This is a genomic window from Paraperibacillus marinus (assembly GCF_046237605.1).
Taxonomy (GTDB): domain Bacteria; phylum Bacillota; class Bacilli; order Bacillales; family DSM-1321; genus Paraperibacillus; species Paraperibacillus marinus.
On the sequence record NZ_CP143542.1, the window covers coordinates 4,016,571 to 4,032,778 of the forward strand.

Sequence of the window (16,208 nt, forward strand, 5' to 3'; positions counted from 1 at the left end):
ATAAGTGATTAGACCTATTTTCTTTCCCAAAGGGGGTCAGTCCCCCATTTCCCAGCCCTCAAAGGACTGGTATGAAGGGCTTTTCCGTGGGGACAGTCCCTATTTCCCCGTGACATGTTCTCCTTGTTTTTCTGCCTGATGGCGGTTGTGCTTTCACCAGGTAAATATTGTTAGATTCATATTTTAAGGGCTGACAGAGGAGGAACGTGAGAAAGTCTTGAAACACGCTGGGTCCGTAGAGGAAGTTTTTTGCCATACAAAAAAACACCCGGTTTCTAATCAACCGGGTGCTCCCTTTAATGCTTGATTTGCCGCTCCTTCGTCTGCCGCAGGACATTCCCATTGGAGTCGAACACAGCAAAGCGGTATTTCTCATTCGCCTTAATATCACTTTTCTTAATCTTGAAGGTCGATATGTCATTCTTATTGCCGGTCCATTCGGATGGCACAATATCTCCGCCCTCATCAATAAGCTTGGTGAATTTAGGCGCCCCGTAAACCGATATTTCATAAGCATCCGAATCAATGGTAACTTTCTTGAATGTCATTTTATCAATGATGCCCAGGAAGTAGTCATTGTCCGGAGAATCCTTCAGGCCTTTGATTTCTGCTTCCGCATATCTCCTGCCATGAAGCAGGTCATATTGAAGCATTTTCAGGTCGTTCATCTCCTGGGACATGCCGCCCATCTGCTTCTGGTATTTCAGATATGGAATCGCAGCACGGCCTTTCTGCCGCATCTCATCAAGCATAGAGGTAACGGTATTTCCCTTGACTCCTGCCATTTCCATAGCGATGGCGCCAAATTGGTTTGGCGTCAGGTTCAAGGCTGCCGGGGCGTTGCCCTCAGACTGCCAGATGAAGTAAGGAACACTGTGCGTGTTCATGAAATCATTGAAGTTCCCCAGCATATTATTGGCAATCCCTGTCCCCTGGGCACCATAGACAGCCGCATTGTTTCCGAAGGTAGGATAATGATCTCCCCAGAACACAACAATGGTCGGCTCATCCCGCTTTTTCAGCTCATCAATCATCCGCCCGAGCTGAATATCCACACTGTGCATATATTCCGTATAGCTGTTCAGGTATCCCCTAGTTACATCCGATACGGTCCCCTTCTTCAGGAACTTGGAGTCGGCCATCGGCCTGTAGGGCTGATGCGCCTCTACCGAAACGGCATGGATAAAGTCCGGTTCATCCGTACGATCCAATTGGGCAAGAATTGTGTCGGTCATCACCCGGTCCTTCGGATATCCGTGGCCAGAACCATTCTCATAGTCAAGATCCATGAATTCACCGGTGATGAACTGCTGAAATCCGAGCATTTTATACACGGACTGGCGCTGATAATACCAGCCGTAAAACGGGTGAAGCGCCGTGGCGTGATAGCCTGCATCCCTGAAGGAATAGGCAGCGGAAGGCAGCGGCTTTTTAATATACTGCTGATAGGCAATCGTGTTGTCCGGCAGGAACTGGCGGCTAAGACCCGTAACTGCCTCAAACTCCACATTTGCAGTTCCTCCGCCAAATTCCGGCGAATACATCGTGCCATGGAGCGATTCTCCGTATAATTTATGGAAATTAGGAATCGGATCCTCTGTAAAGTGGTCCTTGCCGAAGTGAAGCGGATCGGTGAAAGCCTCACTCATCAGGAAAATGACATTCGGCTTCTTGCCATCAGCAGCTGCTGCGGCCGGTCTATACTTTTCGCCGATGGTTTGAATCGTCTCCCGGGAATATCCCTTAGGCGGTTCAATTTGATAATTTTTAGCGAGCAGGGCGAAGTTCCCGAACAGTCCGTTCTGCATGGTCCCAAGCTCCTGGCGCCACCAGGTATTCTGGAATTTCACCTTGTCCATTGGTGAAAAAGGCTTGTCTGTCCAAACAATCACCAAAAACACCAGTGATCCAAGGAATACCGCAGACTTGATCAGCCATTGCTCTTTGATCCGCGGCAGCAGGAAGATTCCTGCAACAAGTGCCGCGAGTCCCGTGATACAGCCGATGACAAGCAGCTTGTTGATCTCAACGGCTCCGTCCAGGCCCTGCAATTCATTGATCAGGGCAAAGTCCCCCATCGTAATGGGTGAGTTCCGGAGAACCAGCTTCATTTTATTGGCAACGGCAAAAAAGATCAGCAGCGAGCTTAACAGCACGCTCGTCATCATATAAAAACGCCTTGGCAGGATATACAGCAAACCAAAAGTGCTGAGCATCAACAGGATATTCAAACCAAAACGCTGGGTAAACTGGCTGGTCCAGTCGGAAAAGGAAAGCGTCAAGGCATCCCTCACAATGAACTCCGATACAATGAGAGTGATAACAGGCAGTCCTATTATAAAAAACAGCGTCAGCAGCTCCACGGCAAGCCGTTGTTTGCGCTTGACCACTTTATGCTTCGTCTTTGCCGACTTTTGTCTAAGGCTTCTAGTAGTATTGGCATCTCTGACTAATGAGTCTTGCGGCAACGAGTGTCCCTCCATTTTTAGCAAATATGCAATCATGCTGCTTCTCAGCACGAGTATCCGAAAAATACGTATCTTTAATTATAATTGATTCACAGATATTATTATAGAAAAAAGTCATGGAAAATCTCCCAATTGAGCGTCTTTTATAGAATTTAATCAAACGATTGATTAACTGAATAACACCATCCCCCGTATCATACATCAGGAAAAATGTTCAGAACGCCATTAAACTCTCCCATCCCCTTCCAATAAACGGTATATTAAATAGGTAGAACAAGCGAGGGAGAGAATGATGGAACGAATTCAAAGTGTGATAAAAAAAATGAAAATTAAGGCTGTAAACCTGGAACCTGTCCCTGATTCATACAGTTCTGAGATCGCCAGGCTGACGCTCTCAAATGGCGGACTTAAAAATCCCCTACAACAAAGATAAGCTGTACAGGGAATATAAAATCCTGCAGAGAATCGGCGCTCTCTGCCCGTCCCTCAGGTTCTCGACTTATGGGAAGGCGATGAAGAACAGCCGGGCGCCCTGCTCTTATCCGCCCTGCCTGGTGCTCCCTGCACAGGTGTGATAACGGAATCGACTGCCTATGAAATTGGCCTGAATCATGCAAGCCTCCATGAGGTGCCGATTGAAGGTTATGGCCATGATACAGCAGCCGCCTTTATCGAAATGAAAAACCAGGACTGGAGATTATATGTAAGCGAAAGCTTCCACAGCATACTGGAAGAGTGCCGCGACATTACAGGCGGAGCCTTATATGCAGAGAGCATGAGGCATTTTGAAGGACTATTTCCAAGTCTTCCAGAGCCCGATGGCCCGTGTCTCGTGCATTATGACTTCCGGTCCGGCAATATCCTGGTCAAGGATTCAAAAGTTACAGGCATCGTTGACTTCGAAAGTTCACGCGGAGGCGCGTCCGAGGTGGATTTCACCAAAGTCAACAGCTGGTTCCTTGAAGGAAATCCGTCCTTGATGAATGCATACAAAAGCGGATACGAAAGCATCCGGAAGCTGCCCCCTTTAGAACAGCTTCTCCCTTTTTATACATTCTTTGATGCCTTAGGGTCGGTCAATTGGTGCAAAAAGCGGGGAATGCGAAGGAACAGCGCGCTTCTGGAGAGAAGCATGGCCATTCTTATGGAGTGTGTGAGAAAAGGGGGATGAGGAATACTCATCCCTTTAATACTTGAAATGATCAAAATCACCGCCCTTTCAATTTCTTTCCAAATGAATGTACGGTAGAGGCATAAATCCTTCAGGGCTTTATCGGGCGGTTCACCCAGCTTGAAAAAGAATTCACCCGTATCCCTTCCCCACTCAATCACCCTATTTTCTGCTTTTTCGGGGGCCTCACAATAAATCAGAGCTTCCCCGAATAACGAACTCAACTCCAAACTCCAGAATTCTTCCTTCTATCTTAGAAAACTCCTGCCCTTCCCTTTCTGTTAAAAGTCACGCCTGCCATTGCGGCCGAATGGATCGCCCCTGCCATTTCTTTTTTTATCTGTGATCATTCTGCCAAGCTGCTTGAACTCTCGGTCCATTCCCTAATCCTCCAAAAGAAACATTTTTACTATTCTTATATCAGTTATTTTTGACAAAGGAAGGAAAATGGCGACAAAACGATAAATATTTCCGGGAATTATGAACTTTGTACCTTTCAATCTTCTTCCAACTATTATATAATGCACCTGAGACTGGGATATAACGCCCGGGCTTTTGAAAAATGGCAGAACATACATGACTCCTCAGCGGGTTATACTTTATATATTCCGAATAAGCTTTTGGCAGTAATGAACTGGGCATTGAACTAGACATAAGCCAAAGAGGGGGAGCAGTTTCCTTCTCTTTGGCTTTTTTACATTTTACGTATTTGCCTTAGGAGGTTTTGGATAAGTGAGAATTCCCATTCTAAAGCTGGACGGCCTCCTTTTGGTCTCTGTCCAGGTATCGCTGGACGATCAAAGCGCGGTTGAACTGCAGGAGGATTTACTTAAAAGGATACATGAAACCGGCGCGACCGGCGTCGTGCTCGACCTCACATCATTGGATATAATAGATTCATATATCGCCCGCATCATCGGCGACATGGTATGCATGGCAGAGCTGATGGGCTCAAAAGTGGTGCTGACCGGCATACAGCCTGCGGTTGCCATCACACTGATCGAACTCGGCATTTCCCTTCCCAACATACAAACTGCCCTGGACCTTGAAAAAGGAATCGAATTATTGAAAGCTGACTCAGTGATTTCACTATGAACGATACCGTCACCGTTTTGATTCATCAGGAAATGGACATTGTGGAAGCAAGGAAAAAAGGCAGAGAGTTTACCAGGGACCTTAAGTTCGGTACAGTGAATCAAGTGAGGATTACAACAGCCATTTCAGAGCTCGCCCGCAACATCTATCTCTACGCAGGTTCCGGTAAAATCATATTGGAACACTGTCAGGACCGCGGTAAATCGGGGATCCGGATCACCGCTGTTGACTCAGGGCCTGGCATACCTGACATCAAAAAGGTGCTGGAGGATGGCTATTCCACCTCAGGCGGCCTTGGAGCCGGAGTTCCCGGAGTCAAGAGGTTGATGGACGAGTTTGATATTGAATCGGCTGTCGGCAAAGGCACCAAGATAACAATCATTAAATGGCTTAAATAAGACGACGGAAGGCAGTCCAGCAAAAGGAAGCTGCCTTTTTTTAGTTTCATTTCCAGAAAACCGGGTATTTATCCAGTATGGAAAACTTCAATGAAATCCGCATATTCGAGCATGAACTTCATCGACTGTCCTGTGAATATCGTGACTGCAAAGATGGCAGAATGAAGAATGAAATACTGGAGGATATCTCATTGATCAAAAAAGCCATCTTGTTACTATAGATGCTTCACGTAGACGCCGCCCATCTCCGGGCGGCCTTTTTCATGCCAGCTCACCGCTTTTCCAGAAACGCAAGCGTTAGCCCCGGCACCACTTCCCTTTCCTGCACCAATGTGAATCCCTGTTTTTTATAAAGGGCGAGGGCCGGCATATTTTCCGCTCCGGTTGATACCTTTATACGCCTTCCGCCAGCCCGCTTTATTAAAGCAGTCAGCAGCCTTTTCCCGATTCCCCTTTTAAAAAAACGGGGATGAACAACCAGCCGGTGGATATCCACTTCTTCCCTGCTTTCCTTGAAAGAGATAAAACCTGACAGTTCCGTTCCCTCCAGGCGGCCAAGAAAGACTTCATCTGCGTTCATGATGGTTTCCACATTGTCCTTAAGCGGCGGAATATCCCAGTAACCGATTAGACGGGCTTCCACCTCATAAGCTGGACGCTGAACCTCAAGAATTTGTTTGGCTGTCCCTTCATCTTTATGATTCAATGGCAGCAGCACATCCTCCTCTGGCTCACTGCCTCTCAGGATCAGGTCTGCACCCTCAGCCGGTTTTTCACAGGCCAGATAATGCTCTTCCGCTTTCCAATATCTGTTCTGGAACTTCGCCAGATTCTTCCTGGTTTCTGAGCTTTCGCGCTGAAACCTGACCTCCTGCTGCGAGTCAAGGAATACCGTGCAGTCCAAAAATCCCCGCCACTCCCTGCGCTGCAGGAATACTCCTTCGATAATGATGACAGCTTCCATGGGAATTTCCACTTTTTCCGTACGGCATTCATCTTTTTCAGGATAGTAAAATGGAAGCCTTAATTCTGCAGCGGTACGGAGCTTCTCAAATAAGCACTCCCTTAGACCTTCCACATCCCACTGAAGCTGATAATATTCGTACCATTCCGCGTGTTCTGTGTGATAGCGCTTCTTCCGCTCCACAATATAATCATCTATATGAAGAATCAAATGGGGAATTCCCCTTCGGTCAAGCTCCCTGCCAAGACCGGCTGTCAGCGTCGTTTTCCCCGAGCGGCTCAGCCCGTCAATGCCGAGTATAGTCCGGCTTCCGGTCCCCATGGATGGCAGGAGTTCCAAGATTTTCTCGATTTCTTGATTCATGATCATTCCCTTTCTTAGCTTCCTTTCCCTCAAATTGCCAGTCCCCCCACTTCATAAATCAAATCCTGGACCCTGGATAAGGAGTTTCTCCCTTTTTCTTCATCCTTAAGGTCAATCAAAAACACCACAGCGAGCATCAGGGCCGCATCCAGGCGGTATAACAGCAGAGCTGTCTCTGGTATTTGCCCAAGGAAGTCTGTGCTGCCGTATCCTTTTAGAAAGTCGTCTGCCTCCAGCTCTCCGCATTCAAAAATCCGCATCAGTTCAAGTGCGGGACTGCCGATCAAGGCGTTGTCCCAGTCATAAAGGGCTTTAATTTTCCCATTGCGGCCGATGATGTTTGCAGGGCGTAAGTCGAGGTGCAGCAAGCAGGGCTCTGTTCTGTCAAGTGCCAATATACTCTCCAGTTTATTTACAGGAAGGAAATCCGGCAGGAGATAGCCGTTTTTGCGCAAATGGTCCAAACGCCTGGAAATCCTCTCTGCAATATAGAAGGCGATATTACGGGAACGGCTGAAAATGGGAACTCCTTCCACCGGTATCTTATGTATACTCCGCGCAAGAAAGCCGATGTCCTCATCTGGAATGGCCATTTCATCTCCCTCTATGAACTCTGACACCAGATAGCTGATTTCGGATGAAAGATGCAGAACATGCATCCGGGGAACCGGAATCCCGTATCCAGCGCAGTGCCGGTTCAGCTCATATTCCTTTTTCAAGAAAGTCTTGCCCCCTGCCATTCTTTCCTCTGAATGCTCTCCCGCTGGGAAAGGCGAACGCACTGCAAATAATCCCTTGTTTTTTTCGATAACGGCAAAAACGATATTTTCCACACCCTGTCCGGAAGGCTGGATGGAGTGGACTTCCCATCCATAATCCGTTTCAAGGGAATTTTTCACTACTTCGGCAAGTTCCGGTTGTCTCATCGTGCATCCTGCACCTTTCTCGTTCTCTCTTTTTTCCAGTTTATTCTGGATCTCTATCAATAGCAACTATGATTCTATTAGTCGAAAATCTGGGGCTGGCCGAAAGTTTTTTCACAAACAGGCGGCTATGCAGGCGCTCTTTCGCGAAATTTCCCAACTATGTGTAAGCACGGAACACTCAGGAGACTACAGCATTCGCTACAAACCACTCCCTAATGTTACACGTTCTCTCCTCAATCGGGCTAAACAGCTTCTCATTTTCCCAAATCGACTCGGCAGGAATCGAGCGAGCAAGAAAGGAATGTACCTAAAAAGACAAAAAAAACTCTGGGAGGTATTCGAATGAAAGAAAAAGTAAAGATTTTAGCAGTTTCATTGCTGGGGGCTCTATTAATCAGTTCTTCTGTTTCGGCACAGACCATCTCACCCCAAGCGCAAGACGATCATCCCGCAAAAAGCGGCACGTACATAGGGGATGCCCTTCCAAAAGCAAAGGACTTTAAGAATTCAACTAAGAAAGCAGTCATTGAAGAGGATACAAAGGTTCAAGTATTAGACGAGAAAGGAAACAGGGTGGATACACTTTCTGTAAAGAAAAATACAGATAAAAAAAGTGTGGCTGCCCTTGACAGCGGTACCAGGAAAGTAACGGTCCTTGCCGTGGCGGATGAGGAATACCGCGCAGCCTACAGCGACTGGCAGACCAGGATACAGACCATCGTTGAAACAGCTGATAATGCCTTCAACCGCGACCACAGTGTGGATTTTGTCGTCCAGGCTGTCGGAAACTGGAGCTCCCAGGGCGGAAACAGCTCCCAGCTGCTCGCTGACCTGGCAAGGGACTGGGATGGCAGAGGCTATGATTTTGTAGCAGGATTCTCACGGGATGCTGCATTTGATGCAGGCGGGATTGCATACGTGTACCCGGGTGCGCCGGCCGGAAGTGCCATAAGCGTCAATCTTGACCAGGGAACTGCAAATACGGCCAAGGCCGCACAGCATGAGTTTTCCCATAACTTCGGGCTTGGCCATGATGCCCAGGGCAGCGGTATCCGCTGCATCATGAACTATGATTATTCTTATTCGGTCGATTACTGGCATGCTGACCATAATGCCCAGATAGCCGCAAACAAATATTGGTATGGAAACTAGGATTTCCTTGCGAGGGCTGGAGCATTGCTCCAGCCCTTTTTATTTGATTACCATTATGCTAGACTATGGATAATTATTCAGGGCTCCGCCATCATGCACCCATGGGCCAGGTTTGCCACGAGGAATATAGAAAAGGTGAAACGATGAAGAAGTTCAACCTTAAAAAAGCGAATAGAACCATCTTTATTTTGTATTCTTTTATTATTTTGCTAACCTGTCTATTATTCACAGCCCTCTTTTGGCCGGAATTCTATCTTTATGTATGGGACTTCTTTGGTGGAAGATAGATACATCTATTCAGCCGGCTGCCAGACTTGACTGCCGGGGTGGCTTTTTGCCATGTTCCAGGCCTGGACTCCATCGAGGCGGCTTTTCCCTTTATTGGCAGGATCGGAGAAATAATCACGGATGAACTGATTATACTTAAATTGAGGAGCGATCTTTTTCTTGCTGACACGGAATTTTTTCCGTTCTTCCTCTTCATACCAGGCGTCAACGGCATCCTGATAGGTTTTGCCGATATTGCTTTTGAAATAAATCTGAATGAACGTGGAAAAATGAAAGGACGGCCCGATCACTGATTTAAAGAAAGCGCGCGCCTCCTGGCTGCAGTGATGATCGGCTGTGATGACTGTATCCAGGCTGAGGAATCCCTGGTTTTCCCGCCGCTTGTGCTTGTTGACTGGTGCTATGATTTGACCCGTTGTCAAAAACACTTCGATCCTATCTCCAATTTCTGTTTTAGACCCGGCTGCACTTAAGCCGTTTGCCCTGCAGAACGTTTGAAGCTCTTCTTTTAACCAATAGTAATTTTTGAAATCAGCCGGACTGATTTCCTTCGAAAGTGCAGGCCTCATTTACTCATCTCCTTCTACTTTATTATAGAACACTTGTTCGTTTATTTCCAGTTATTTCTTACTTTTTGTGGATGAAAATCTTTCTATTTGCGGGGAGGGGTTCACATGGCTGGCCGTCATGCCTGATGAAGACCTTTTCAAACTCAATCCCGTTCCAAAAAGGCCTTCATACCCAAATGAAAATAATTCCTACGAACCCACATACATACAAAAAAAAAGCCGCAAAAAAGCAGCTTTCCCCCTACTTTGGCACTCCAACTTCATTCAGCGGGTAAAAGCGGAATTGTACTTTTCCGATCACGCTGTCTTCTTCGATGGGGCCGAATATTCTGCTGTCTGTACTGTTGCCGCGGTTATCGCCCATGACGAACAGTTTTCCTTTTGGCACGGTCATGGTGAAGGTGCCGGTGATTTCGTCGCCGAGGAAGCTGTCGGCTTTGTTTTTGTTTACGTAGGCTTCTTTATATTTTTTGCCGTTGATGTAGAGAACATCATGTTTGGCTTCAATCTTGTCGCCCGGCAGGCCGATGACCCGCTTGATGTAATCTTCTTTTTCAACTGGGGAATGGAAGACGACCATGTCGAAGCGGTGAATTTTGTTCCATTTGGTTACGATGATGCGGTTGGAGTCCTGGAAGGTGGGGATCATGGAATCTCCCTTGACAGTTACAGGAGTGAACAGGAATGTTTTGATGACAACAACCAGTATGATGGAAAAAGCGATGGTTTTCAGCCAGGAGATGATTTCTTTTTTAACTTCAGCGGACACTCGTAATTCCTCCTATTAATACATCGAACTGTGTACAAGGTTCATGACGATGGTAAGCAGGCCAAGGCCCATCATCAGCATGCTTGAGCAGAACAATACTTTGTTTTCTGTTTTCGTCTTATTGGCGCAGCTGCACATGAAAAGACCGGCAGCTATCGCGAAAAACCAGAGGCAGATGCCCAAAACGGAAAATAGAAAGCCGCCATCCAGCATCCATATGACCGTAAGAACAATGTGCAGAAATACTAATATGTATGCTTTCAAATCCAGCTTCCCTTTCCTCATTTTGTATAGTCTATCCAGCAGTCGGCGAAAAGGGGTTGTCCCTTTTCAACCTAGTATACTTATTAGACGATTCAAAAGGCGAAAAGTAACAGATTTGTCAGAATTAATTAATATATATTATAAAACAAAAATAAAAGTCTGTCCCCTGTAAAGGGAACAGACTCAGGGAAATATATTTGGGAAATAGGGGACTGTCCCCCATTTCCCCGGGAAATGGGGTCTGGCCCCTATGTTTCCCCCTACCTGTATTCTTCCCCGCCTCCCCAGAGTTCGCGGCCGCCGGTGTGGCCGGTTTCTGCGTGGATGTCACTGTTTACGAGCTGGAGGGTTCCGGGATCCTGGTAATGATGCCAGGTATAGCCTTTAGGGGTGTCTCCCTGGGAAAGGCCATACACTTCTTCGGGAGTGAGCCCGAGATCGGCTGCAAGACCCGGGTCCATGGTAATTTCTTCGTAGAGTTCATGATTGGCATAGCTGAACTGGACATAATCAGATTGCAAATAGAGGCTTTCATCCATCTCTACTTCAAATTCAGCATCAAATTCAGGGAAGACGCCTGTAATTTCCTGGCCATCGGGCATTTCCACTGTTTCTTCAAAGAATGGAACTCCGGTTTCCGGGTGGACAGAGCCGGCCAAATGATCGTTGACCGTTTCAATGGAGACAGAATCCCCCGGTTCGCCTGAACTACTCGGTCCATCATACCCTTCTGCACCGGCCCCTGTATCTTCGGCCGCTTCCACCCCATCGACTCCATCAATCACATCTATGACTCCCACGGCAAGAGCTCCGATTGCCACTGTTTTAACGATGGAAGAAGCCCCTTTCTTCAGCCGGTCATGATCTCCGTCCATAAAGCCGCCAATCACTTCTCCGCCATTATGCATCGTATTCACCACCGTTGCGGCGACTCCTTTTGCTGTTCTTGAAACCGCACTGCCCATCTCTTTTAATCCGCGGTCGCGTTCCTCTGCATCTTCCCGGATCAAACCTGATACGGTTCCTACCGCCCCGGCTGCAGCCTGTCCCGCGGTATCGCCGGCGATTTCAGATGCTTTTCGCACTCCTTTGCCTATGTCCTGAATAAGTTCTACTCCTGTCAGTTCTCCCGCCAGCTGAATAGGTCCGCCGACTACAATGCCAGCCGTTTTCCCAGCAAGCTTGCCCAAATTTCTTATCACATTCATAGACTCTCCCCATCCCCATTAATTCTAATGAATCGTTTGATTAGATATCTGCAGACTTCTTTCTATAAAATTCTCCAGCTCATCTACCGGAAGCGGCCTCGACAAATAATATCCCTGCACCTGATCACATTTCCGCATCTTCAGGAAATCCAGCTGTTCTCGGGTTTCAGCCCCTTCCGCAAGCACCGTCAAGCCGAGCTGGTGGCCGAGCATGATGATCGAAGAAAGGATGGTGTCATCCTGTTCAGGGATATCCATCAAAAAGGAGCGGTCGATCTTCAGCCTGTCGATCGATAGATTCTGCAGATGACTTAACGAGCTGTATCCTGACCCAAAGTCGTCAAGGCTGATTTGCACGCCCAGGCCCTTGATCCGGTTGATGATCTGACTTGAGCGCTGATAGTTGAACAGCGCGCTTTCCGTGATTTCAAGATCAAGCGCACATGGCGAGAGTCCTGTTTCTTTTAAGATCGATTCAATTTCCTCTGCGATCTGGTCATTATCAAACTGAATCGGCGACAGATTCACCGATACCTGGAGCGGAATGTTGCTTTTTTGAATCAGCCGGCGGGTCTCGCTGCAGGCCTCCATCAGCACCCATCTGCCTATACTTTCAATCAGATTCAGCTCTTCGGCGAGCGGAATAAATTCATTGGGGGGAATGAAGCCTTTTTCCGGATGAATCCAGCGGATGAGCGCCTCAATGCCGATCAGCTCTTCGGTCGCAACACTCAGCTGCGGCTGATAATAGAGGACAAACTCACGGTTTTTCAGTGCCTTGCGGAGTTCAATCTCAAGCGACAGCTTGTCCCTGATTTCATCGACCACCTGCTGATTATAAAATTGGATCGGTTTGTTTTTAGAGTGAGAACGTGCGATGTCTGCATTCTGGATGAGGGTCTTTCCGTCGGTACCATCCACAGGGTAGACACTGATCCCAATCTTGGTCGAAAGTAAAAACTCACGCCCGTCGATTGAAATTGGATGCTTCAATGATCGAAAAACGCCCTCGGCGAGAGATAATAGATGGCTCTGTGACTGAAAGCCTGGAATCACGATTACAAAATCGCAGCCGCCCCATCTTCCAAGTACATGCTCTGTGATCAGCCCGGACTCTATCATATGCAGGGCCTTTTTCATGAACTTGTCCCCTACACTATAGCCAAACAAGGAGTTGATGGAATTCAGCCCCACGAGTTCAAATAGAACGACCGCAAAGGAAGGATGATTTTTCTCATACGAATCAAGCATTTTCAAAAGATAATACCGATTGGGCAGCTCTGTCAGGTCATCATAATAAGCCAGGGTGTTTATCTCCTTCTTATGAAGTGTGTCCACCTGCTCTTCGATCTTTGAATACATCCCCAGCACATACAGAAGCACACAGAATAGAATCACAGGAAAGATAAGACCAATAGCCTTCCATTGATTGGCGTCCATATCCAGCAGGAAGTCCTGCCCGTTGTAATCAATGCCAAGGACCGCGTCCGTCTTGCCTTCAAAGTCCTTGATCGGATAAAAGGCGGTAATACTTTGACTCCAGGCATCCACAGTCGGCTCCCGCTGGATCGTGAACTTTCCTTTAAAAGCTTCCTCGAGCTCAGGAATTGATTCGTCATACAGAGTTCCGATCGGAATCGATTTTTCTTTTTTGCCGCTGATTTTTCCGTCCTTGTTATAATCCGTTTCCAGCCCGACCGCAAAATAGATCTTTCCGTCTTTGTTTTTCTTCATAGTATAATAGTTTTCGACCTCCGGGCTGCCCTTCTGCCAATCCAGCATCTCCCGGTAAATCCGCGCGAAGATCCGGTCGTTTTCAATGGTATGCTCCGAGATGAAATGATGATTCATCTCCATCAGATCGTTCGAATAAATTCTGCCGATGTTCTCGGATTTAATTTTATACTCGCTAAACTCCCGGTCCTTCAAAAAATCCTCATACCACCGACCGAAAATGAGGAGCGCCGTTAATCCTATATAAAGGATAATCGTTAGATTCCTGCCAAAGTTTTTTGGTATATATCCGAGCTTCCGTTTAACCAGCCGGTTTAAATAAAGGCGAGTACAATAGATAATAAGCCCCAAACCGACAACCATGATGATGTAAAAATCCAGGCTGTACCACTCCACCTGCCCTAATCCCCTTCCGCATCCTGTTTCCGTTCCTTTTTCAGGTTCTTATATCTTATATCGGCATAACAATCGCAATTATTAGTATATACAGGCATAAAACCAACATGAGTTTTCTACTCGCAGCCCTGGATAAGAGCAGGAACAAACACAATGAGGCGGTAGAGCGGAGTTAGGCGCAGGCAGGAATGCCAGCAAGATCAATGATATTCACACCTGGCTGCAGCCAAGCCTTATGATGCATGCAGCTCCGCCCCTTTTCCACAAAAAAACGTCCCTGCGGAGAGGGCCATACCCCCAACAGGAACGCTTTTTTAATAATAATCTCTTTTCCTCTTTTTCTCCGTAATCCAGTTCTTTATGCTGTAGAAGCCGAGCGTCGCACCTACGGCAATTCCGCTCAGAGTCACAACGAGGGCAATATATTGAAAAAGGGAATAGTGAAGCATTTTCCCCCACTTTATATTGCCCTTCAGATCCTCGATTACCTGGTTCATGCCATAGATACCGCTGATGACCGTGTAGATGGTTAAAATCATGAGAAGATAATTGTTCCGCTTGTCTCCGAAGGATTCCTGGTAACGGAAAAGACTGGCGAGTGTTTCCCGTACATCCTCATACATTTCCTCGGTCTCCAGTACCCGCCTCAAGCGTTTAAAAATCTCCTTGCCCTGAACCTGGCCGTTGGATTCCTGAAAGAAATAGTTGGAGGAAAAATGGGTGATCGACCGGATCAGCTTTTCAACCTTTTTGATATCCCGCTCAAGCTCCACTTTCGAGTACTCATCCGACAGCTTCAAGAGAACAATTTTATGAAATAAATTGAAAAGCAGAGCATAATAATATTCGCCAAGCATCTGGCTTCCGAGGGCGCGGCGCTTGTCACCCTGCTCATTCGTGATGCAGCAGAAGACGCCTTCATCTGTGGTATAGAAGGTATTGGGCGACCACCGCCTGTATACATGTGCCTTGACATACTCATTGATATACTCCGGGTCACTGGCACCCACATAGGCCTTTCCGTCCTGGTCCAGCCCATACAGCTTTCCAGCCCGGAACAGATTTTCATCACCCAGCGTCTCACTTTTCTTTAAGGAGAGAATTGCCTGCACATACATCCGCTCATCCGTAAAATTGGTCAGCGTCTCAAAATAAGATCCGTTCGTATTTTCCCTGTGGAAATAAGACGTAATATCCGGCAGCAGCTGCTTAAACAAAAACCGCTCCACTTCCGGAAAATCCCTGCCCTCGAATTCAATGACCGTTTCCTTGTCCGCCGAAGTCCGCCGCTCCAGCACACGGAAGGCTGAGGCAAATTCCAGCGCCTCTGTCAGGTCTGCCCCCTCCTGCAGGTGAATGCGGAAGGTAATAAAGCCGACTGAAAAAGGGCAGATGAACACATCCATGGATAATACCGTGAATCCGATGGACGCATGCATGGTCCGGAGCACCGCCCGCACCCCCGCTTTCTTTGAATACCTTTGAAATCCCTTTTCCTTATGTTCACCCGGAAAGAGAATCTTGGCGGTAAAAGGGAGGAAATAGTGCTCCAAATTCCGGTGCAGCACCCGGTAATTTCCATAATAGGCATCCTGCAGATCCTCATTTTCCAGGATATATGGAAGAAAGCCTTCCCGATCCAGATAATCCTTCAGTGGATACTGCATCTCCCTTTTGACGGAAAAAGGAAACACAAAGTTAAACACCGCCTCCTCTACAGCCGCCTCCTGAATATCCTTCCCGTTCATAAGCCCACCCCCTAATATCTATATGCCTTAATACAGAGCGGGCTAAACCCGGACCGGAATCACAAACCAGCCGGTTCCTCCGGTACATTATGCTTTTTCCAGGCCATGCACATAAACTGCGCATCAGTTGTCAGCCACCCCTGTGCCTCCTGTTTATCAAACAGCTCCATATGGGAAAAATACACCCTTCTTGCAAACGAGAGATTCACATCTCGGACGCTGTCATTCAACAGCTTAAGCAGCTTCTTATCCCTGTAAGTAAGCTCCTCAAACACACCTTTTTCCTTTTCCTCACGGATAATCTTTATCAGCTGTTTAGCATTATCATTCAATGACTTGTAGTTTTTCATCTCAATCAGCCGGGTCCATTCCTGCACCATCAGCTCCCGGGCCCTGGTATAACGTTCATCATCACAAGCATGGTTAATGATGCTGATTACACTCTCAATCTTCACAATTCTTCCTCCGGTTATGTCTGGTAATTTTTAGGTATATTATACTACACCAAGAGACTAATGACCTATAACTTTATTTCCGGATTTTTTTATAGTTTTCTATTAAAAATGATCTCTTTCAGTATTCTTTTACTCTCTGCATCCTTTTGACGCGGCAGCCGCTCGAATATCCCACGGAAATCTCCACACGGCCCTTTACAAAATCGGACTGCCTGCCGGAAAACTCCTCTTTCACAGTCT

14 protein-coding genes and 1 pseudogene are annotated in these 16,208 nt (G+C 47.1%); 4 read left to right on the forward strand and 11 right to left on the reverse strand.

All coding sequences use genetic code 11. The features are described 5' to 3' along the window. Positions 1 to 296: 296 nt before the first annotated feature. Entirely contained in the window at positions 297 to 2,468 is a 2,172-nt protein-coding gene (locus V1498_RS20270) for an LTA synthase family protein (RefSeq protein WP_409295832.1), read from the reverse strand. A gap of 475 nt (positions 2,469 to 2,943) precedes the next feature. On the opposite strand from V1498_RS20270, the gene V1498_RS20275 reads away from it, so the two are divergent. The 3 genes from V1498_RS20275 (at position 2,944) to V1498_RS20285 (ending at position 5,132) form a co-directional block, all read left to right on the forward strand. Then, entirely contained in the window at positions 2,944 to 3,639 is a 696-nt protein-coding gene (locus tag V1498_RS20275) for an aminoglycoside phosphotransferase family protein (protein WP_409299390.1), read from the forward strand. A 732-nt stretch (positions 3,640 to 4,371) separates the two neighbouring features. Next, positions 4,372 to 4,734, forward strand: a complete 363-nt coding sequence (locus V1498_RS20280) for an STAS domain-containing protein (protein ID WP_409295834.1) — start codon at positions 4,372 to 4,374, stop codon at positions 4,732 to 4,734. After that, positions 4,731 to 5,132, forward strand: a complete 402-nt coding sequence (locus tag V1498_RS20285) for an anti-sigma regulatory factor (protein ID WP_409295836.1) — start codon at positions 4,731 to 4,733, stop codon at positions 5,130 to 5,132. Before V1498_RS20280 ends, V1498_RS20285 begins: the two co-directional genes overlap by 4 nt. A gap of 271 nt (positions 5,133 to 5,403) precedes the next feature. Here V1498_RS20285 and V1498_RS20290 read toward each other — a convergent pair whose 3' ends face one another. From V1498_RS20290 to V1498_RS20300, 3 genes and pseudogenes are all read right to left on the reverse strand, one after another. Next, a complete protein-coding gene (locus V1498_RS20290; protein WP_409299391.1) occupies positions 5,404 to 5,712 on the reverse strand; it encodes a GNAT family N-acetyltransferase in 309 nt (102 codons plus the stop codon). A gap of 159 nt (positions 5,713 to 5,871) precedes the next feature. Further along, a pseudogene (locus V1498_RS20295) lies at positions 5,872 to 6,465 on the reverse strand (kinase); the annotation flags it as partial. Between the two features lie 23 nt (positions 6,466 to 6,488). Next, positions 6,489 to 7,385, reverse strand: a complete 897-nt coding sequence (locus V1498_RS20300) for a phosphotransferase family protein (protein ID WP_409295838.1) — start codon at positions 7,383 to 7,385, stop codon at positions 6,489 to 6,491. A gap of 342 nt (positions 7,386 to 7,727) precedes the next feature. On the opposite strand from V1498_RS20300, the gene V1498_RS20305 reads away from it, so the two are divergent. Further along, positions 7,728 to 8,537, forward strand: a complete 810-nt coding sequence (locus V1498_RS20305) for a zinc-dependent metalloprotease (protein WP_409295840.1) — start codon at positions 7,728 to 7,730, stop codon at positions 8,535 to 8,537. 293 nt (positions 8,538 to 8,830) lie between these two features. Here the strand turns inward: V1498_RS20305 and V1498_RS20310 are convergent, their stop codons facing one another. The 7 genes from V1498_RS20310 to V1498_RS20340 all read right to left on the reverse strand — a co-directional run bounded on the left by V1498_RS20310 (position 8,831) and on the right by V1498_RS20340 (position 15,968). Continuing rightward, the gene (locus V1498_RS20310) at positions 8,831 to 9,394 is read right to left on the reverse strand and encodes a DUF6434 domain-containing protein (RefSeq protein ID WP_409295841.1); all 564 of its coding nucleotides are present in this window, start codon (positions 9,392 to 9,394) and stop codon (positions 8,831 to 8,833) included. Positions 9,395 to 9,635: 241 nt separating this feature from the next. Further along, positions 9,636 to 10,163 carry a signal peptidase I gene (gene lepB / locus V1498_RS20315; RefSeq protein ID WP_409295843.1) on the reverse strand — a complete coding sequence of 176 codons (528 nt, stop codon included), beginning with the start codon at positions 10,161 to 10,163 and terminating at the stop codon, positions 9,636 to 9,638. A gap of 15 nt (positions 10,164 to 10,178) precedes the next feature. Next, positions 10,179 to 10,427, reverse strand: coding sequence for a hypothetical protein (locus V1498_RS20320; protein WP_409295845.1), 249 nt, complete (start codon positions 10,425 to 10,427; stop codon positions 10,179 to 10,181). A 260-nt stretch (positions 10,428 to 10,687) separates the two neighbouring features. Further along, complete coding sequence (locus V1498_RS20325; protein WP_409295847.1) at positions 10,688 to 11,635, reverse strand: HNH endonuclease; 948 nt, start codon at positions 11,633 to 11,635, stop codon at positions 10,688 to 10,690. 24 nt (positions 11,636 to 11,659) lie between these two features. Continuing rightward, positions 11,660 to 13,765 (reverse strand): putative bifunctional diguanylate cyclase/phosphodiesterase, encoded by a 2,106-nt coding sequence (locus tag V1498_RS20330; RefSeq protein WP_409295848.1) that lies wholly within the window; start codon positions 13,763 to 13,765, stop codon positions 11,660 to 11,662. A 314-nt stretch (positions 13,766 to 14,079) separates the two neighbouring features. Further along, the gene (locus tag V1498_RS20335; protein ID WP_409295850.1) at positions 14,080 to 15,513 is read right to left on the reverse strand and encodes a hypothetical protein; all 1,434 of its coding nucleotides are present in this window, start codon (positions 15,511 to 15,513) and stop codon (positions 14,080 to 14,082) included. 59 nt (positions 15,514 to 15,572) lie between these two features. After that, positions 15,573 to 15,968, reverse strand: a complete 396-nt coding sequence (locus V1498_RS20340) for a hypothetical protein (protein ID WP_409295852.1) — start codon at positions 15,966 to 15,968, stop codon at positions 15,573 to 15,575. Positions 15,969 to 16,208: the final 240 nt, after the last annotated feature.